This window comes from Bogoriella caseilytica, assembly GCF_003752405.1.
GTDB classification, from domain to species: Bacteria; Actinomycetota; Actinomycetes; order Actinomycetales; family Actinomycetaceae; genus Allobogoriella; species Allobogoriella caseilytica.
In genome coordinates, this window is the sequence record NZ_RKHK01000001.1 from 458,050 (window position 1) to 476,467 (window position 18,418).

Genomic DNA, 18,418 nt, shown 5'->3' on the forward strand with positions numbered 1-18,418 from the left:
GCAGGGCAGCTAGCACCGATAGAGTGCGATGCCATGACTGACCTGGCCGACTCGACATCCGACGCCTCCCTGGACCGCACTCGCCGCCGCTCGGCGGAGATCGAGGAGCAGATCGCCTCCGACCCCGGCCGGTTCCGGGTGCTCACCGGCGACCGGCCCACCGGCAACCTGCACGTGGGGCACTACTTCGGCTCGCTGCGCAACCGGGTGCGCCTGCAGGACGCTGGGGTGGAGACCTTCGTGCTGATCGCGGACTATCAGGTCATCACCGACCGTGATGGCGTGGGCCAGATCCGTGAGCGGGTGCTGTCGCTCATCGCCGATTACCTCGCGGTGGGGATCGACCCGGCGAAGTCGACGATCTTCACCCATTCGGCGGTGCCGGCCCTGAACCAGCTGATGCTGCCCTTCCTCTCCTTGGCCACCGACGCCGAACTCCGCCGCAACCCCACGGTCAAGGCGGAGCTGGACGCAAGCGGCGACCGCCCCATGTCCGGACTGTTGCTGACCTACCCGGTGCACCAGGCAGCCGACATCCTGTTCTGCAAGGCCAACCTGGTGCCGGTGGGCAAGGATCAGCTGCCCCACCTGGAGCAGACGCGGGTCATCGCCCGCCGCTTCGACGAACGCTACGGACGGGCGGGCGACCAGCCGGTCTTCCCCCGGCCGGAAGCGCTCATGTCGGAGGCGCCGAGCCTGCTGGGCACTGATGGCCAGCACAAGATGAGCAAGTCTCGCGGCAACACCATCGAACTGACCATGACCGCCGAAGAGACCGCGAAGAAGCTCAAGCGCGCTGTGACCGACGCTGACCGGAACATCACCTTCGATCCCACTGGCCGGCCCGAGGTCTCCAACCTGGTGCTGCTGACCGCCCTGGCCACCGGGCGCGATCCGCACGAGGTGGCCGCGGAGATCGGTGACGGAGGTGGCGGAACCCTGAAGAAGGTCACCACCGAGGCCATCAACGAGATGCTCGCACCGATTCGGCAGCGGCGCGCCGAGCTCGCGGCTGACGAGGGCTACCTGTTGTCCGTGCTGCGCGAGGGCAATGCCCGCGCCAACGCCATCGCCGAGGAGACCCTCAGCGAGGTCCGTGAAGCGATGCAGATGGTGTACTGACGGTCAGCGTGCAGGAGAGTGGGGCCGCGCATCCGCGGCCACAGGCAGCTGAGCAGCGCGAAGCAGTCTTTCACGACGGCGCTGACGTGGTTCGGGTCGTGCACACCTGCCGTGGCAGGACGGTCGACGTCGAGGAACGCAGGCTCTCCCCCGTGGAACGCTGGAACTGGTGGGGGCCCGATGCGCTGGACCAGCCCGCGCCGGACCCGTACGGAGACCTCGCCCGCCAGCACCTTCGAGAGACGGGGGCGACGATCCTGCGGCGGACGCGATGGTTCCGCACCTGTCAGCGCCTCACGCGCGCCTGGGGATGGTTGAGCGTCGCCGCGGTGCTGGCGGTGGCGCTGGTCCTCCCCGTGATCACGGCCTTGATCGACGGTGTCGAGCCGTTCGCCACCCGAGACGACTTCGGTGTGTTCGCCGCCCTCTCCGTCCTCAGCGTCGCACTCGCCGCGCTCGTCCACGGCGCCCTTGGCCTCGGCTACACGCTGACTGTGCGGCGGCTGGGCACGCGGCACCTCGGCGATCCGCAGACCGCTCGGTCGTCCGCTCGTATCTCTCACGAGACGGTCGGGCAGTGGCAGGCCGGCGGCGCCGAATTCTGGACCTTCCGTCCGCCCCTGCCGCCGGTGTTGGTGCAGGCGTGGCGCCGCGATCCGTGGCGTCCGTGGCGACACCTCCTGACGATCGCCGCCGTCTTCGGCTCGATCTTCCTCGCTATCGCGGCGGTGCACTGGTGGGAGACGCTCGCCGCGGACGGACCGTGGCATGCGCCCATCACCGGCTCGGGACACGGCTTCCTGTGGTGGTTCACCGGCCTCGGTCTCGGTGGGATCGGTGCCGCCGCCGCAGCGGTGCACCTCGGGCGGCGGCACGAGAAGAGCCTCGATGCCTTCGTCACGGAGCTGGCGGAGTTGCGCTATCGCCATCCCGATGAGGTTCCGGCCGCCTCGGTGGCCTGGCATCCGCGCGGCGTCGATGGTGAGTGACCCTGCAGGCTGCGGTCAGGCGACGCAGACTCTCTGGGTGGGTTTGTCATGCGGACCGTGGGCTGAGCATGGCGAGTCCACGCAGATGGTGTACTGGCTCGCGTGACCATGCACGCCACGCAGAGCGACTCCCGAAACGCGCCGAGCCCTGCGGCACCCGGCCCGTCCTGGCGTACCCGGATCGCTGAGTGGGTCGAGTCCGCGCCGATCCAGCGCATCGTCATGGCGGTCATCATCCTGAACGCCGTCGTGCTGGGCATGGAGACCTCGGACTCGCTGATGGCGAGCATCGGACCGGTGTTGCGCGTCATCGATACCGCATGCCTGGCGGTCTTCGTGATCGAGATCGGGCTGAAGCTCGTGGGACGGGGCCTGGGCTTCTTCCGGAGCCCGTGGAACGTCTTCGACTTCCTCGTGGTGGGCATCGCGCTGATCCCGGGTTCGGGTGCCTTCGCCGTGCTGCGATCGCTGCGAGTCCTGCGGGTGCTGCGCCTGATCTCGGTAGTCCCACAGCTGCGCAAGGTGGTCAGCGCCCTGGTCTCAGCGGTGCCGGGCATCGCCTCCATCGGCTTGTTGCTCTCCCTGCTGTTCTACGTCGGCGCGGTGATGTCCACCGAGCTGTTCGGCGAGGTCTCCCCTGAGCACTTCGGCAACCTCGGGCTCTCCCTGTTCACGCTGTTCCAGGTGATGACGCTGGACAACTGGGAGAACGTGGTGCGGCCGGTGATGGCCGAAATGCCCTGGGCGCCCGCCTTCTTCATCCCCTTCATCCTGCTCTCGGCCTTCACCGTGCTGAACCTGTTCATCGCGGTGATCGTCGATGCGATGAACGCCATGCAGGCGGTCCCGGTGCCCCGGGCGGCCGACGGCGAGGGAGCGGAACGGAGTGAAGCCGAGGAAGACGAGGGGGGATCCTCGCCGGACTCCCGGCACCGGCCGCATGGCGCGCCGGCGTCGGGGGCCGAGCTTGCCGAGGTCCACGCGGAACTGCGTGCGCTGCGCACTCAGGTGGCCGAGCTGAGCGAGCAGCTACGACGGTAGCTCGACGGGCCTGTGGGCGTGGCCTGCGTGGGCTAAGTGCTGACGGAGAACAGGTCGCCGGGCTGGCAGTCGAGCGCTTCGCACAGCGCCACGAGGGTGGTGTAGCGGATGGCCTTGGCGCGATTGTTCTTCAGCACCGAGAGGTTGGCGTAGGTGATGCCGACGCGAGCCGAGAGTTCGGTGAGAGTCATACCCCGCTCGGCGAGGACGAGATCGAGGTGGCAGACCACGCGCGGACCGCGCACGACATCGGGAAGGCCGGCGGCATCGGCGTCTGCCGTAGGCATCAGATCAGCCCTTCGAGCTCGTCCTGAGCCCTCTTGCCGGCGAGAGACACCTGGCGACCGATTTCGAGCACTGCGAGCAAGGCGAACACCAGCACGAAGGCCACCAAGGGGGTCACGAGGCTCACTCCGGAGCTCGCCTCGGCGGTGATCTGCAGGTCACGCGTGGTCATGTTCGCCCCCAGGTGCAGCGGCACGTAGTAAGCCGCAGCCGTCGCGAAGGCCACCCAGGCCAATCGGTGCAGCGCGCGCATCATGGGAGCAGCGAAAGCCTCACCCGGTACCACGTGGCGCAGCGAGAGCAGAGCGATGATGCCGCAGACGATCAAGCCGGCGATGGGAACGGCGTGGGCCAGCACGACCATGACGATGGTGCTGGTGGCCAGTGCGGATACGGGCAGGGCGACCACACCGCCGCCCACCAGCCCGGCCGACATGCCGGGGAGCGCGATCGGCGTCGCGAACTCGAGGGGCACGTGGATCTCCTGAACGGAGACCATCGTGACGAGGTTTGGTGCGATGCGCCCGGCGAAGAAAAGCACGGCGATCCCGATCCAGAGCCGGATGGCCCAGCGTCCACGGGGCCGCTCCCGGAGGTTTCTGGCCTCGGCAGCGTCGGAAACGTCCGGCGTCCGGCCGAATCGGGGCGCAGCATTTTCCGGTGGGCGAGACATACGACCTCCCAGGAGGTAGTGGCGGGTGGCGATCATCGCCATGTGCCGATGATCGTTATATCGGTGATCGATACTGTATCGAATTCCGATACATGTCAAGGACTGGTCCGGCGGCCGGTAGATTCGGTGGTCATGAGCGACACCGACTACCTCCCCAGCCCCAATGACTACGTCCGCAAGCACGTCGAGGAGTACGAGGCCTCGGGCGGCACGCGGGCGAACACCCTGGGCGACTCCGGACGGCCCGTCGTCATCGTGACCACCCGGGGGCAGAAGTCCGGGAAGATCCGTAAGACGCCCCTGATGCGCGTGGAGCACGAGGGCTCCTACCTCGCCGTCGCCTCGATGGGCGGCGCACCCGAGCACCCGCAGTGGTACTACAACCTGCTGGCCGACCCCTGGTCGCGGGTTCAGGACGGACCCGAGCCCGTGGATACTCGCGCCCGGCTGATCACGGATGCTGACGAGCGTGAGGTCTGGTGGGAACGAGCCGTGGCCACTTTCCCGCCCTACGCGGAGTACCAGGACAAGACGGACCGCATCATCCCGCTCTTCGTGCTCGAGCCGGCCAGCTAACACCCCGACCGCGCCGCTGGGGCGCTCAGATCTCGGCGCGAGCGAGGCGCTTCTTCTCGGCCTCCACGTCGAAGGTGGCCGGGGGCCACTGGGGATCGATCGCCTCCAGTGTCTCCAGCAGCAGCTCCTGCACGGCGAGCCGGGCGAACCACCGGCGGTCTGCCGGCACCACGTACCACGGCGCCGTCTCGGTGGAGGTGCGCTCGATAGCGATCTCGTAAGCGCGCAGATAGTCGTCCCACAGCTTGCGCTCGTCGATGTCTGAAGGGTCGTACTTCCAGTAGCGGTCCGGGCGGCGCAGGCGGCGCTCGAGCCGCTCGCGCTGATGCTCGGGCGAGATGTGCAGCATGACCTTGACCAGGCGCACGCCTGAGTCAGCGAGCTCCTGCTCAAAATCTACGATGGCGCCATAGCGCCGCTCGATCTCCTCCGCCGGTGCGAGCTCGCGCACCCGACCGATCAGCACATCCTCGTAGTGCGAGCGGTCGAAGACGCCGATCATGCCGGGCTCTGGCACGCGCGGACGCACCCGCCAGAGAAAGTCGTGGGCGAGTTCCTCCTTCGTCGGGGCGCCGAAACCGGTCAGGGTGACTCCTTGCGGATCCACGGCGCCCATCACGCGCTTGACGATGCTGCCCTTGCCGGAGGTGTCCATGCCTTGAAGCACCAGCAACACCGACTCCTTCGCACCGCCACGAGAGTTGGCGAAGAGCCGCTCCTGGTACTCCCCCAGCTGCTCGGAGCCGGCCTTGAAGTCCCGGCGCCCCTCCTTCTTGCGCCCCTCGTAGCCCGGGGTGTCGCGGGGGTCGAGTTCTGCGAGCGAGGCCGGGGCGCGCAGGACAGTGTGGGCGTCGTCGGTCCAGTTCCGCTGGCTCTTGGCAGGCATGGGCCCCATTCTCACGCATCGCCACCATCGAGGAGGGCAAGCGGGCGGGCCTTCCGGCTGCGCGGGGCCACGGCACCCGGGTAAGTTCGGGTTGTGACCGACGCCGCACAGCCCCGCCGCTCCCGCACTGCGGGCCGCCCCCGTTCCGCCACCCCGGCCCGGGAGGCCGCGTCACCGCCCCCTGCGCGCCCCACACCAGAGCCGGCGAGCTTCGCGCCGGTGGGGCGCATCCCGGTCATCGAGGTCTCTCCCGTCATCGAGGACGGCCGTTGGCCGGCCAAGGGCACCGAGGGCGAAGCCTTCCCGGTGCGGGCCACCGTGTTCCGGGAAGGCCACGACGCCGCCGCAGCGACCGCGCACCTCATCGACCCCGACGGCCGCGAGCACTCCTGGACCCGGATGGTCGACATCGCACCCGGCCTGGATCGGCTGGAGGGATGGCTCGTCCCGGACCGCCCGGGAGACTGGTCCTTCCGGGTGGAGGCCTGGGGTGATCCCTACGCCACCTGGCGCCACGAGGCCGAGATCAAGATCCGCGCCGGCATCGACATCGACCTGGTGCTGGAGGAAGGAGCCCGGCTGCTCGAGCGCGCCGGTCGAGCGATTCGCCACGGTGACTCCCTCACTCCCACCGGGCACCGCGAGGCAGCCCAGATCCTCGACGACGTCGCCGCAGCCCTGCGTGACCCCGCCAGGCACCCCAGCGAGCGCCTGGCCCTGGGCACCGAAGGCACCGTGGCGGAGGTGCTGCGCTGCCACCCACTGCGCGAGCATCTGAGCTCCTCGGCCACCTATCCGCTCATTGTGGACCGCGAGCGCGCGCTGTTCTCCGCCTGGTACGAGATGTTCCCGCGTTCCGAAGGCGCCCAGTACGACGAGGACACCGGAACCTGGCGCTCGGGCACCCTGCGGACGGCCGCCGAGCGGCTGCCCGCGATCGCCGGCATGGGTTTCGACACGGTCTACCTCACGCCGATCCACCCGATCGGCACCACCAACCGCAAGGGGCGCAACAACTCCCTGGTCGCTGAGGACGGCGATCCCGGGTCGCCCTACGGCATCGGTTCCGCCGATGGCGGTCACGACGCGATCCACCCCGAGCTGGGCGATGAGTCGGACTTTGCCCACTTCGTGGACCAAGCCCGCGAGCATGGCCTGGAGGTCGCGCTCGACCTGGCGCTGCAGGCCTCCCCGGACCACCCGTGGGTCACCGAACATCCGGAGTGGTTCACCACCCGCGCCGACGGCACCATCGCGTACGCGGAGAACCCGCCGAAGAAGTACCAGGACATCTACCCGCTGAACTTCGACAACGACCCCGAAGGTATCTATCAGGCCGTCAAGGCGGTCGTGGAGTGCTGGATCGAACGCGGGGTGACGGCCTTCCGCGTGGACAACCCGCACACCAAGCCGATGGACTTCTGGCACCGGCTGCTGGCGGAGATCCGCGCGTCGAACCCGGAGGTGCTCTTCCTCTCCGAGGCCTTCACCCGTCCGGCCAGGATGCGCACTCTCGGCGCGGTGGGCTTCCACCAGTCGTACACGTACTTCACCTGGCGGCACACCAAGGAGGAGCTCGGCGACTACTTCACCGAGGTCGCCCGGGAGACCGACTCGCACCTGCGGCCCTCCTTCTGGCCCACCACCCACGACATCCTCACTCCCTACATGCAGCAGGGCGGCCGGACCGCCTTCGCTATCCGGGCGGTGCTGGCCGCCACCGGGTCACCCACGTGGGGCATCTACTCGGGCTATGAGCTCGCCGAGCACATCGCCCGGCCGGGGGCCGAGGAGCAGATCGACAACGAGAAGTACGAGTACAAGCCACGCGACTGGGCCCAGGCGGAAAGCCTGGGCATCGCCGCCCTCCTCGCCTCCTTGAACGGGATACGCCGCGCGCATCCTGCACTGCAGCGCCTGCGCGATCTGACCGTCCACCCCACCAGTGACGACGCCACGCTGGCCTTCTCCAAGCGCGTGCGGGCCGAGCACTCCCCCACCGGGCGCGAGGACACCGTCATCATCGTGGTGAGCTTGGACCCCTACGCCACCCGCGAAGGCGTGGTGCATCTGGACCTCGAAGCGCTCGGCGTGAGGGTCCCTGCGGACTACGACGGCCACTCGTCGGTGATCGAGGTGGTGGACGAGCTGGACGGTCAGCACTACTCCTGGGGCGCGGTGCCCTTCGTGCGGCTGAGCCCGGCCCGCGTCGCCCACATCCTGCACGTGAGAGGTACCCGATGAGTTCCCAGCCAGCGACAGAGCCACTGAGCATCGACCCGATCCTGCTGGAGGCCGTGGCCCGCGGCGAGCACCACGACCCTCACACGGTGCTCGGTTCTCACCCGCATCCCGACGGGCGCAGCGTGACTGTCCGCGTGATGCGCCATCTTGCGGACGCGGTCGTGATCGTGACAGCTGACGGTCGCCGCATCGAGGCACAGCACGAACGCGGCGGTCTCTGGGCGGCCGTCGTCCCCCTCACCGAGGCACCGGCAGACTTCGTGACCAATTCCGCGGGCCAGACGGACAGCGTGGCCACGCCGCGCCCCGCGCTGCCTGTCTACCAGGTCGAGGCAACCTACGGCGAGCAGACCGTGCTCACCGAGGACGCCTACCGCTTCTGGCCCACCCTCGGTGATCTCGACCTGCACCTGATCTCCGAGGGACGTCACGAACGGCTCTGGGAGGCGCTCGGCGCGCGCGTGCTCACCCACGGCGAAGACGCCGAGGGCGCGCCGGTGGCGGGCACCGCCTTCACGGTGTGGGCCCCGAATGCCCGAGCAGTGCGCGTGGCAGGGGACTTCAATGCCTGGGACTCCCGGGGCGCCGCCATGCGGACGCTCGGTTCGGCTGGGGTCTGGGAGATCTTCCTGCCCGGCGTGGGCCCGGGGGCTCGCTACAAGTTCGACGTGGTGAGCAGTTCCGGCGAGCACACCCTCAAGGCCGATCCGATGGCGCGCCGCAGCGAGGTCCCTCCGGCGACGGCCTCCATCGTGGAGGAGAGCCACTACTCCTGGGACGACGGCCAGTGGCTGCGGGCGCGGTCGGCGAGCGACCCGCACAGCGGGCCGATGAGCATCTACGAGGTGCACCTGGGTTCCTGGCGGCCCGGCCTGAGCTATGCGGAGATGGCCGAACAGCTCGTGGAGTACGTGCGCGAGCACCACTTCACCCACGTCGAGTTCCTGCCCGTAGCCGAGCATCCCTTCGGCGGGTCGTGGGGGTACCAGGTGAGCTCCTACTACGCACCGACGGCCCGTTTCGGGACCCCGGACCAGTTGCGCCACCTGATCGACACCCTGCATCAGGCCGGCATCGGCGTGCTGCTGGACTGGGTGCCAGCGCACTTCCCCAAGGACGCCTGGGCGCTGGCCCGATTCGACGGCACCGCCCTCTACGAACACCCCGACCCCCGGCGCGGGGAACACCAGGACTGGGGCACCCTGGTCTTCGACTTCGGCCGGCGAGAGGTGCGCAACTTCCTCGTAGCCAACGCGCTGTACTGGCTCGAGGAGTTCCACATCGACGGGCTCCGGGTCGATGCGGTGGCCTCCATGCTGTATCTGGATTACTCCCGCGAGGACGGCCAGTGGGAACCCAACATCTATGGCGGGCGGGAGAACCTCGAAGCGATCTCCTTCCTCCAGGAGGTCAACGCCACTGCGTACCGGCGCAACCCCGGCATCGTGATGATCGCCGAGGAATCCACCTCCTACCCGGGCGTGACCGCACCCACCTCCGCCGGTGGGCTGGGTTTCGGCCTGAAGTGGAACATGGGATGGATGAACGACACGCTGAACTACGTCCAGCGGGAGCCGATCCACCGCCGCTACCACCACGGGGAACTGACCTTCTCCCTGGTCTACGCCTTCTCCGAGCAGTTCCTTCTGCCCATCAGCCACGACGAGGTCGTGCACGGCAAGGGCTCGCTCTATGACCGCATGCCCGGCGATGCGTGGAACCGGCTGGCCGGAGTGCGCGCCCTGCTGGCGTACCAGTGGTCCCACCCGGGCAAGCAACTGTTGTTCATGGGGCAGGAGTTCGCCCAGATCGCCGAGTGGAGCGAGGGACAAGGGCTCGACTGGTGGCACCTCGACGACCCGGCCCACGTCGGCATCTCCCAGCTGGTCAGCCGATTGAACGAGGTCTACCGGGAACGCCCGGCGCTGTGGCAGCGGGACTTCACCCCGGACGGCTTCACGTGGCTCGAGGCCTCCGACGGCGACCGGAACCTGCTCGCCTACCTCCGCTGGGGCGCCGATCAGGGCGCATCACACGGTGCACATGACGCCCACGCGGGCGATGTCGACGTGCTTGCCGCGATCGTGAACTTCGCCGGAGTCCCCCACGAGAACTATCGGGTAGGTCTGCCCCGCGCCGGCCGATGGCTCGAGGTCCTCAACTCGGATTCGCATGCGTACGGCGGCTCGGGAGTCGGGAACCTGGGCAGCGTGGAGGCCGAGGACGTCCCCTGGCAGGGACAGCCCGCCTCCGCCGTGCTCCACGTACCGCCCATGGGAGCGCTGTGGCTGACACCGTCCTGAGCTAATCCTGCTGCCGGCCCCGGGCCGCATATCCTGCGACCGGGCCGGCGCGGGCCTAGAACAACGCGGAGGCCAGCAACTTCCGGGCTCGGGCGACCTCGGGATGTGAGGGACCGGCGATACCGAAGAACGCCACCAGCCTGATCCGTACGTGCTCACGTTCGTCTCCGGCGGTCGCGCGGATCACGGCCAGCAGCCGATCGAATGCGGGACCGAACTGCCCGGAGGCTGCCTCGATGTCGGCGGCGGCGAGCTGGGCGTCGACGTCCTGCGGTCCGGCGCTCTCAGCGGCCGCCAGCGCGGTGTCCGCATCGTACTGCTGAGCGCGCCGGATCAGACGAACCTGTTCGCGGGCGGCCTCGGCTTCGCTGTCGCCGGGATTGTCCTTCAGTGCGCGGGTGTAGGCGTCCTCGGCGCCGTCGAGGTCGCCGCGCTCGATGGCGGCCATCGCCTCGGCGTGCAGCGGCGGGAGTTCTGGCTCGCTCGGGGCAGGCTCGTCGCTGTCGGGCACGCTCGCGGTGCCGGTCACCCCTGACTGCGCGGCGAGGCGCAACACCTCGTCGAACACCTGGCGCACCTGCTCCTCGGGGTAGGCGCCCTGGAAGAGCGGGGCGGGCCGTCCGCCGAGCACGGCCACCACGGTGGGCAGAGCCTGGACCTGCAGTGCCTGCGCGATCTGCGGATTCGCGTCCGCGTCGATGTGGGCCAGGCGGAACCGACCGGCGTACTCGTGGGTGAGCTTCTCCAGCACCGGGGTGAGCTGCGCGGAGGCATCGGAGCGGGCGGAGGTGATGTTCAGGATGAGCGGGACCTCCGCCGAGCCCTGCACCACCTCGGCGAAGTTGGCCTCGCTCACCTCCAGGATCAGCCCGTCGCCGCCCTCGCTCGGAGTAGTGCCACTGGCCGGCCCGGACGCACCGGGGCGCGAGGCAGGCCCGTCAGGGCGCCGGTTCGCGAGACCGGAGAGGTCAACGGCTCCATGGAGATTGAGGTTCTGCGGCGCTGGTGCACCGCGCCGTCCTGGAGGTCCTGCCGTGGGCTGGCTCATCGCTGACGTCATCCTTCGTTCGACTCGGCTGTCCGGCGTGAAAGCCTACCGGCGTTCAGCCTTGGGCGGCGTCGTCCGCGTCCTCACCGTCGTCCCGGCGGACCTCGACCAGGACGTCGCTGGCGCCGAGCGGCACGATCGCGGAGTCCTCCGCGTCGGCTGCGGGCACATGGAAAGCCATCGTGGTGTCGAAGACCGCCTGCATCTGGAACGTCACGGACGTGTCGTCGGCGAGGTAGTCGAAGATGCCGGACAGCTCCAGGTCGCCGGGCTCGTCGGTGCGGTCCACCGAGAGCACCCAGCGGAACTGGCCCACCACGATGGCGCCGCCGTCTGCGGTCTCCACCGAGCGGGGGTCCACATTGAGCTTGCGGGCCAAGGTCCCCACGGTCGCCGACTCCCCGGCGGCCTCCTGCAGATCCTCGACCTGATCGCGAACGGCCAGCTCGAGGTAGGGGTCGTCGGCGAAGTCACTGGCAAATTCCGAGTCCGGGTCCGCCACCACGTGTGCGTAGCGCTCGAGGACCTCCTCGGGTGTGGCCACGAGATCGCCGGCGTCGGCGGCGACGCTCGGGGAACCCACCTCCGGGCGCGCCATGGCGGGGTACTCCACACCGGGGAAGAGGGTGGTGAATCCCCAGAGCGCGTACGGGCTGTGCACGTCGTCCTGAGTCAAGGTGAGCAGCAGCGGGAGGTTCTCTTCCTCGGGGATCTCCGTGATCACCATGGCGTTGCGCGGCCAGTCCTCGGAGATCCCGGTGGCGGCCAGGCTCGCCGTGGTGTCGATGGCCGTGGGTTCGACCTCACCGTCACTGGCCTCGACGAGCCGATACTCCCGCGTACGGGTCTCCCGCGCAGGGCCGATCACCCGGTCGCCGAGAAGCTCGGGATCCAGCTCGGCGTCGGCCGCGTCCAGGGACTCGCCGATCTCTTCCAGGATGGTGGACAAGCGTGCCGAGTCCAGCGCCGGGGGCGCGGTCTCGGGCACCTCGTCGGGAGCCGGCTGCGGCGGCTCGGCGGAGCCGCATGAGGCGAGTATCGACGCCGCGAGGAGCGCGCTGGCGCCGGAGAGGAGGCGGCGTCTCATGGGGTCTCCTTCCCCTCGGAGGACTGGTCGTCGTCATGCTGCGCGCCGGTGGACTGCCATCGTGGCGTCACTGCGGCAGAGCCCGTGCTGGCGGGGCCCAGTCCCCAGGCGGAGCGCCAGCCCGAGCCGTCCGCGCCGCGGCTGCGTGCTTGCCGGCGCGTGATCGGAGCCGGCTCAGCGTCGGGCTGAACTGTCTCGACCGAGGGCGTGGCCGGTTCGTCGGCGGACTCCGCGCGGCCAGGCGCGGAGGCAGCGCCGGCAGGCGCAGTGGTGACGGATTGTTCGGCGGCGGGCTGTTCAGATGCCGCGGGCGCCTCCCCGGCGTACTCGGCCAGCTCGTCCTTGGCGGCCTCGGAGCCCTCGGCGGGCATCTCGCGGCTGCGACGGCGGGCGCGACGGCTTCGTGGCCGTTCGTCCAGAGCCGAGGCGCCCTCGCGCTCGGGAGCCACCTCGGGAGCCGCGGCTGCGGTGCCGAGAGGCGGTCCATCCTCATCGCGAATCGCGGTGAACACCGCAGTCTCATCTGCGCGAGCGTCCATCAGTGCCCGGCGACGCTCAGCGCGACGGCGGCGACGGCGGTCGCGGGCCATGATGCCGATCAGCCACGCCACTCCGAGGCAGAGCAGCAGCAGGCCGAGGGCGAGCCCGGGCAGCAAGTAGGGCGTCGAGACCTCGACGTCCCAGGTGAACTCGAGATCGGGAGCGGGTTCGGAGCCGTCGGTGGCCACCAGCATGGCCCAGCGGCCCGGGCGCTCCTCCCAGGTGAAGTCCACCGAGCCCGTCCCGCTCTCCTGGTGGATCCACAGATCCGAGACCGCCGGATCGGGGAGACCGGCCGTGCTCTGCTCGGCGTCGTCCTCGGTGGCCTCGCCCTCGTCCTGCGCGCCCTCGTCGCCCTCCGCAGCAGGAGCCGGCTCACCCGGGACCTCGGTGACCTCGAATTCTTCCCAGGAGGCGAAGCCCGTCACGCGCAGGTGATCTGCCGGTTCCGCCCAGGCCTCGACGTCCTCGGGCACGCCGAAAGCCACGACCACTGGCTCGTCGGCGCCGGCGGTCGCGCGGACCTGCACCTCGGACCCAATGGCTTCGAGGACACCAGGTGAGGTGATGACCACAGGCACATCAGGGCGGGAGGGCAGGGTGATGGTGGCAGTGTCGTCCGGTCGCCAGATCGTCGCTGAGGCGGTGCCCGCCGCCGCAGCGGCGAGACCGAGCACGATCAGCGTGACGGCAAGAATCCGTCGTATCACCAGTTCAGACGCCTTCCGTTGCGAGCCGGGCCGTCTCGTCCCCCAGGACACGGCTTCGTCAGATTGTCACAATACGGTTACATTGCGAGCATTGCGTGCCCTGGGCACGATCGGTGCGACATTTCACGGTACCGCTTCCGCGAGCGCAGCACTGCTCCGGATCACGGTAGCCGTGGCCTTCGCTGTCCGAGCGGGCTACCGTGGCTCCGCTACGACCATGTCAGGAGTGAGATGAACCAGTCCGCCGAATCCGACGAACGGCCGTCCTTTCCCGTTGTGCTGCGGGGATACGACCGCGCCCAGGTGGACCAGCGCGTGCGCGCCCTGGAATCCTCCCTGGCTGAAGCCCGCAGCAAGGTGGCCGAGCTGGACTCCCGGCTGTTGCAGGTCTCCGGCGAGCTGTCCGAGACCCAGAACCAGCTCAAGGAGTTGGGCCAGCCCAGCTTCTCCAGCCTCGGCTCGCGCGCCGAGCGCCTGCTCCGCACCGCCGAGGAGCAGGCTTTCGACGTCATCTCCCGCGCCAATGCCGACGGGGACCGGATCATCGCCCGGGCGCAGGACCAGGCGCAGTCGCTGACGCAGAGCGCCGAACAGGAGGCCTCCACGCTGCTGGCTCAGGCCCGCCGCGAGGCCGAGCAGACCACCAGCGCTGCCACGGACAGCGCCACGACCACCGAGGCGGCCGCGCGCCGTCGCGCCGAGGAACTGGTCGCCTCCGCCGAGCGTGAGGCCGAGCGCCTGCGCGGGGATGTCGAGGGTGAGGTCAACGACAAGCGCACCGGGCTGGAACGTGAACTCGGCCTGATGCGTGCGCGCGTGGAGGAAGAGGCCGCCCGGCTCCGTTCGGGTGCCGAGGTCGAAGCCACGGAGATCCACCAAGCGGCTCTCGATCGTGCCGGGAGCATCGTGGAGGAAGCCGAAGCGCGCGCCGAGGCGGCCGAACGCCGTCTGGCCGAAGCGGTGGAGCGCACCGAGGCTGTGGAGCGCGAGGCCGATGACCGCATCCGCTCCCACCGGGCCGAGACCGAGAGCGAAGCCGCCTCACTGATCGAGAACGCCCGGCAGGATGCGGACCGCCGCCGTCAAGAGGCAGCCGCCGCGGCCCGGGAGGCGCAGGAGAGCGCCGAGCGGCGGGTGGAGGAACTGAACCGTCAGCGCGACGCGATCGGCTCCTACCTCGAGGACGTGCGCTCCATGCTCGCCGGCCGCGACGGGCTCACTCCGCCGCTGCCGCCCGCTGCCACAGCTGACGCAGAGGACGCGCCACCGCCGCCGGAGTCTCCAGAGCGCTGAGGTGCCCGGCGCCGGGCACCGTCACCACATCGGCGTCACTGAGCTGGCGAGCCATGGCCGCAACATCGTCATCGCCGATGGTGGCGTCCTCGGCGCCTCGGAGCACGAGAGCGGGGATGCTCAGCCCTGCCAGCGTCGCGAGCCGGTCACGCCGTCCTGCCATCGCCCGCTGCGCCCAGGCCACTCCTGCCGGCGGCGCGGCGGCCAGCCAAGTCCTCACCGTCTCGACCACCTCGGGCCGCTCACGGCGGGTCGTCTCACCGACGATCGTGTCGATCATGGGCGCCGTGGCTCGCGTGCCCAGGGCTCCCGTGACCCGTTCCGCCATCCGGATCCTCGTGGCCCGGGCCTGGGCGGTATCCGCCGTGGCCTTGGTGTCCAGCAGTCCGAGCCCGGCGAGCATCTCCGGATGCTGCTCTGCGAGCGCGAGCGCGGTGTAGCCGCCCATGGAGAGCCCGGCGACCACGGCGCGCTCGATCCCCTCCGCTCGCAACGCGCTGGCGACGGCTTCGGCGTAGGTGCGCAGCGAGGGAGCGATGGGGCATCCCAGGGAGCGAGCAAGCTGACTGGCGGGCGGGGAGGCCCCGAAACCGGGAGCGTCGACCGTGACCACCGGGAGGTCGCCCAGCTCGGCGAGCATCGGCTCCCACATCCGTGAGTCGAGGGGGAAGGCGTGGAGAAGAACCAGCGGGATCGTGCCCTGATGCCCGTCGGAACTCTGCGGGTCACGGACGTGCACGGACAATCTGCTCATAGACCGAGGATGGCACGCGCCACGCCGGCGCGCATCAGCCTGAGCGGCGGCTTTCTCGTGACTCAGCGGCGTCCGAAACGATTCCAGCAGGGCGAGTGCCAATGGCGGCGCTCGGCCAACGCCGCCTCGGCTCCTAGCAGGTGCTCGGCGGGCCAGGCCACCACGTGCGGCGTGCCGGCCGCGATCATCTGGTCACAGCCCGGGCAGCGGTAGGTCTTGTCGGAGCCTCGCACCTGGCGCACCCGGTGATCCTCCCCACCGGGGCCCCGGTCGGATCGGGTGAGGCCACCGAGCCTCGCGGGATCGAGCGGGACGTGCTCTGCGGCGTAGGGGCGCTTCCGGGAACGACGGACCATCAGGGGGCCTCCTCGGCAAGCACCTGACCCGTGACCGCCGCCCCATCCGTGCGCGCCCTGACCACTGCTTCCTCGAGTGCCGCCCGCGCTGCGGGGTCCCGCACGTCAGCGCCGGCCATCGCGAGCATGGGGTGGCCGTCGTAGGCGTTGTCCAAGGCGGTGAGCAGGTCGTAGTAGGCCTCGGCGCGATCCTGCGCGGCCTCGTGCACCACCATGTCGACGTCGTCCAGATCAAACCAGCCGGCGCGCGAGCCGGCGATCATGCCGGTCTGCACCTCCCGAGCCGAGACCGGGGGCCGGTGCACGGCGACCAGGAGGTCGAGGTGCTGCCGGATCGCCACGAGATCCCCGGGCCGGACGAAGCTCCAGTCACTGACCTCGCGCGTGCGTCGGCGCAGCTCCACCGGGTACGAGCCGTCCAGGAGCGGTCCGAGGAAGACGTGGTTGCCGTACAGGGCCACTCGGTGGGCCGCGGCGAGATCGGCCGCCCGCTCAGGGTCAGCGGCGCGAGGCACGTGCAGCCGCAGGGCGAGACCGATCCGCGCGCCGGTCGCGGCCTCACGCACGGCGAGAGCAGCGAGCCCATGCGCGAGGTTCAGATGGTGGGCCGCGGCGAGCGCCGTGGCGGGCTGCGGCCGCTGGTAGGCGCCGAAGGCGATCTGCCAGGGATCCTCCACGGTGATCCAGAGAGCCGGCTCGTGATGCGTCGCATGCAACCGGGTGACCACCTGGCGGGCATAGCTCGCGAAAGCCTCGGCGACACCGCGATGTGCCCACCCAGCCGCAGCCAGCGCGGCCGGGAGGTCACCCGCGTGCAACACCACGGCGGGAACTCGCCCGCGACGCCGCACGTCCTCCATGGCGCCCGCGGCCTCCTCGATCGCCGGCTCGTGGAGCGGGGCCGCACCGGGCGTCACTTCTGAAGGGAGGGGATCCTGAAGGCGCAGCGCACCGGAGTCTTCACCGCGCGTGAGCTGGGCCTCGGGCTGTAGATCGCGCCAGGAGAGCCGGATGAGCTGATACGAGGTCATGTGACCTCGCGCCCGCGGCGGAAGACCTTGACGGGGCGCAGCTGCTCGTCCGCGAGGAGCAGATCCGCGCGGCGGCCGGGTTCCAGCGCACCGATCTGTGGATCACCGAGCACCTCGGCGGGGGTGGTGGAGGCCATGCGTACGGCATCGACCAGGGCGACCCCACCCTCGGTGGTCGCCCGCACGATATCGATGAGGTGCGCGGTGCCTCCCGCGATGCTGCCGGGCTGGCCGTCGTCGGTGCTCAACCGCGCCACGCCATCGGTGACCGTGACATCGAGGCTGCCGAGGCGGTAGGAGCCATCGGCCATGCCGGCGGCCGCCATCGCGTCGGTGACCAGCACCGCGGCGCGGCTCCCCACGAGCTCACACACCTCACGCACGACCTCGGGGGCCACGTGCACGCCGTCACCGATGAGTTCCACCACGACCTCGCCACGCACGGCCGCCGCGAGGAGTTCGCCGATCGGGCCGGGGTCGCGGTGGTGCCAGGGACGCATGGCGTTGAACAGGTGGGTGGCCGTGGCGCGCCGGTGGGGGCGCAACCGGCCGAGGGTACTGGCGAGCGCGGCGGCGGTGTCGGCCGGGCCGGCGTCGGTATGACCCCAGGAAGGCAGAGCACCGGCGGAGATGAGGGCGTCAGCGCAGGCGAGGGCACCGGGCAGCTCCGGAGCCAGGGTCATGGTCACGAGGTGGCCGCCCGCCAGCTCGGCGAGCTCGGCGGTGAGCGCCGGATCGGGCAGGCTCAGCGCCTCTGGGTCGTGGGCGCCACACCGGGCGGCGGAGAGGAAGGGCCCTTCGAGGTGGATGCCCGCGATCTCTTCGCTGTCCGCCAGCTCGGCGAGGAGGCGCACACGTGCCCGTAGCGTCTCGGGCGTGGCGCTCACCAGCGAGGCCACCAGCGAGGTCGTCCCGTGCCGGCGATGCTCGGCGACTGCGGTCATTGCGGAGGCGCGGTCGGTGGCATCGGGGAAGGAGGCTCCGCCGCCGCCATGGTTGTGCAGGTCCACCAGCCCCGGCAGCAGGTAGGGCCACGGCTCTCCAGCCGCGTCGAGTTCCGCGGCGAATCCGGCCTCGGCGGCCTCACCCTCGCTGCCGACCCAGGCGATCCGATCCCCGTCGAACACCAAGGCGCCGTCGTCGATGACCTGATCAGGAGTGACCAGCCGGCCGCGCAGCAAGGTGCTCATGCACCTATCCAATCATTCCGAGGTACCGGTCAAGGCGCCCAGCTCGGCCGCCCGCTCAATCGCGTTGAACTACTCCATGTCCTTGACCGCACGGAGCGACATCACCACAGTCTCAGCGATCTCTGCGCGGCGCGTGATCAGCTCCGCCACGTTGGTGCGGTAGACCTCATCCGTGAGATCGGTATGACCCACCGCGAAGCTCTCCTGGCCGAACATCTCCAGCAGGTGCGGGTGACAACGCACGCAGCTGCTGCCCGAGTCTAGGCGTTTCGGGCTCTAGCCCCATGCAA

At 69.9% G+C, this 18,418-nt stretch carries 18 protein-coding genes; 7 read left to right on the plus strand and 11 right to left on the minus strand.

Features of this window, described 5'->3' with window-relative positions; all coding sequences use genetic code 11:
- Positions 1-33: 33 nt before the first annotated feature.
- From trpS to EDD31_RS02060, 3 genes are all read left to right on the plus strand, one after another.
- A complete protein-coding gene (gene trpS / locus EDD31_RS02050; protein WP_123302688.1) occupies positions 34-1,122 on the plus strand; it encodes a tryptophan--tRNA ligase in 1,089 nt (362 codons plus the stop codon).
- Between the two features lie 98 nt (positions 1,123-1,220).
- Positions 1,221-2,111, plus strand: coding sequence for a hypothetical protein (locus tag EDD31_RS02055; RefSeq protein ID WP_148058836.1), 891 nt, complete (start codon positions 1,221-1,223; stop codon positions 2,109-2,111).
- 108 nt (positions 2,112-2,219) lie between these two features.
- Positions 2,220-3,152 carry an ion transporter gene (locus EDD31_RS02060; protein WP_123305012.1) on the plus strand — a complete coding sequence of 311 codons (933 nt, stop codon included), beginning with the start codon at positions 2,220-2,222 and terminating at the stop codon, positions 3,150-3,152.
- Positions 3,153-3,184: 32 nt separating this feature from the next.
- Here EDD31_RS02060 and EDD31_RS02065 read toward each other — a convergent pair whose 3' ends face one another.
- Positions 3,185-3,439, minus strand: coding sequence for a helix-turn-helix domain-containing protein (locus tag EDD31_RS02065; protein WP_123302690.1), 255 nt, complete (start codon positions 3,437-3,439; stop codon positions 3,185-3,187).
- Positions 3,439-4,152, minus strand: coding sequence for a hypothetical protein (locus EDD31_RS02070; RefSeq protein ID WP_123302691.1), 714 nt, complete (start codon positions 4,150-4,152; stop codon positions 3,439-3,441). The genes EDD31_RS02065 and EDD31_RS02070 overlap by 1 nt, the downstream gene beginning before the upstream one ends.
- A 90-nt stretch (positions 4,153-4,242) precedes the next feature.
- On the opposite strand from EDD31_RS02070, the gene EDD31_RS02075 reads away from it, so the two are divergent.
- On the plus strand, positions 4,243-4,686 hold the full coding sequence (locus EDD31_RS02075) for a nitroreductase family deazaflavin-dependent oxidoreductase (RefSeq protein WP_170163151.1): 444 nt from the start codon (positions 4,243-4,245) through the stop codon (positions 4,684-4,686).
- Positions 4,687-4,711: 25 nt separating this feature from the next.
- Here EDD31_RS02075 and EDD31_RS02080 read toward each other — a convergent pair whose 3' ends face one another.
- The gene (locus EDD31_RS02080) at positions 4,712-5,572 is read right to left on the minus strand and encodes a PPK2 family polyphosphate kinase (RefSeq protein WP_123302692.1); all 861 of its coding nucleotides are present in this window, start codon (positions 5,570-5,572) and stop codon (positions 4,712-4,714) included.
- 93 nt (positions 5,573-5,665) lie between these two features.
- On the opposite strand from EDD31_RS02080, the gene EDD31_RS02085 reads away from it, so the two are divergent.
- Both EDD31_RS02085 and glgB read left to right on the plus strand, forming a co-directional pair.
- Positions 5,666-7,816 (plus strand): alpha-1,4-glucan--maltose-1-phosphate maltosyltransferase, encoded by a 2,151-nt coding sequence (locus EDD31_RS02085; protein ID WP_123302693.1) that lies wholly within the window; start codon positions 5,666-5,668, stop codon positions 7,814-7,816.
- Positions 7,813-10,119: a 1,4-alpha-glucan branching protein GlgB gene (gene glgB / locus EDD31_RS02090; protein WP_123302694.1), complete on the plus strand. Its 2,307-nt coding sequence runs from the start codon at positions 7,813-7,815 to the stop codon at positions 10,117-10,119. Before EDD31_RS02085 ends, glgB begins: the two co-directional genes overlap by 4 nt.
- Before the next feature lie 55 nt (positions 10,120-10,174).
- Here the strand turns inward: glgB and EDD31_RS02095 are convergent, their stop codons facing one another.
- Genes EDD31_RS02095 through EDD31_RS02105 form a run of 3 tightly spaced genes read right to left on the minus strand, consistent with a single transcriptional unit; the run spans position 10,175 to position 13,504 of the window.
- The gene (locus tag EDD31_RS02095) at positions 10,175-11,167 is read right to left on the minus strand and encodes a tetratricopeptide repeat protein (protein WP_123302695.1); all 993 of its coding nucleotides are present in this window, start codon (positions 11,165-11,167) and stop codon (positions 10,175-10,177) included.
- Between the two features lie 55 nt (positions 11,168-11,222).
- A complete protein-coding gene (locus EDD31_RS02100) occupies positions 11,223-12,254 on the minus strand; it encodes a hypothetical protein (RefSeq protein WP_123302696.1) in 1,032 nt (343 codons plus the stop codon).
- On the minus strand, positions 12,251-13,504 hold the full coding sequence (locus tag EDD31_RS02105) for a hypothetical protein (RefSeq protein ID WP_123302697.1): 1,254 nt from the start codon (positions 13,502-13,504) through the stop codon (positions 12,251-12,253). The genes EDD31_RS02100 and EDD31_RS02105 overlap by 4 nt, the downstream gene beginning before the upstream one ends.
- A gap of 231 nt (positions 13,505-13,735) precedes the next feature.
- On the opposite strand from EDD31_RS02105, the gene EDD31_RS02110 reads away from it, so the two are divergent.
- On the plus strand, positions 13,736-14,797 hold the full coding sequence (locus tag EDD31_RS02110; RefSeq protein ID WP_123302698.1) for a DivIVA domain-containing protein: 1,062 nt from the start codon (positions 13,736-13,738) through the stop codon (positions 14,795-14,797).
- On the opposite strand, the gene EDD31_RS02115 is transcribed toward EDD31_RS02110, so the two are convergent.
- The 5 genes from EDD31_RS02115 to EDD31_RS14675 all read right to left on the minus strand — a co-directional run bounded on the left by EDD31_RS02115 (position 14,721) and on the right by EDD31_RS14675 (position 18,371).
- Positions 14,721-15,551: an alpha/beta fold hydrolase gene (locus EDD31_RS02115; RefSeq protein ID WP_123302699.1), complete on the minus strand. Its 831-nt coding sequence runs from the start codon at positions 15,549-15,551 to the stop codon at positions 14,721-14,723. The two genes, EDD31_RS02110 and EDD31_RS02115, sit on opposite strands and share 77 nt — an antisense overlap.
- A gap of 62 nt (positions 15,552-15,613) precedes the next feature.
- Positions 15,614-15,907, minus strand: coding sequence for a hypothetical protein (locus tag EDD31_RS02120; protein ID WP_123302700.1), 294 nt, complete (start codon positions 15,905-15,907; stop codon positions 15,614-15,616).
- Complete coding sequence (locus EDD31_RS02125; RefSeq protein ID WP_123302701.1) at positions 15,907-16,938, minus strand: family 1 glycosylhydrolase; 1,032 nt, start codon at positions 16,936-16,938, stop codon at positions 15,907-15,909. Before EDD31_RS02125 ends, EDD31_RS02120 begins: the two co-directional genes overlap by 1 nt.
- On the minus strand, positions 16,935-18,128 hold the full coding sequence (locus EDD31_RS02130) for an N-acetylglucosamine-6-phosphate deacetylase (protein WP_123302702.1): 1,194 nt from the start codon (positions 18,126-18,128) through the stop codon (positions 16,935-16,937). Before EDD31_RS02130 ends, EDD31_RS02125 begins: the two co-directional genes overlap by 4 nt.
- A gap of 69 nt (positions 18,129-18,197) precedes the next feature.
- On the minus strand, positions 18,198-18,371 hold the full coding sequence (locus EDD31_RS14675) for a hypothetical protein (RefSeq protein ID WP_170163152.1): 174 nt from the start codon (positions 18,369-18,371) through the stop codon (positions 18,198-18,200).
- Positions 18,372-18,418: the final 47 nt, after the last annotated feature.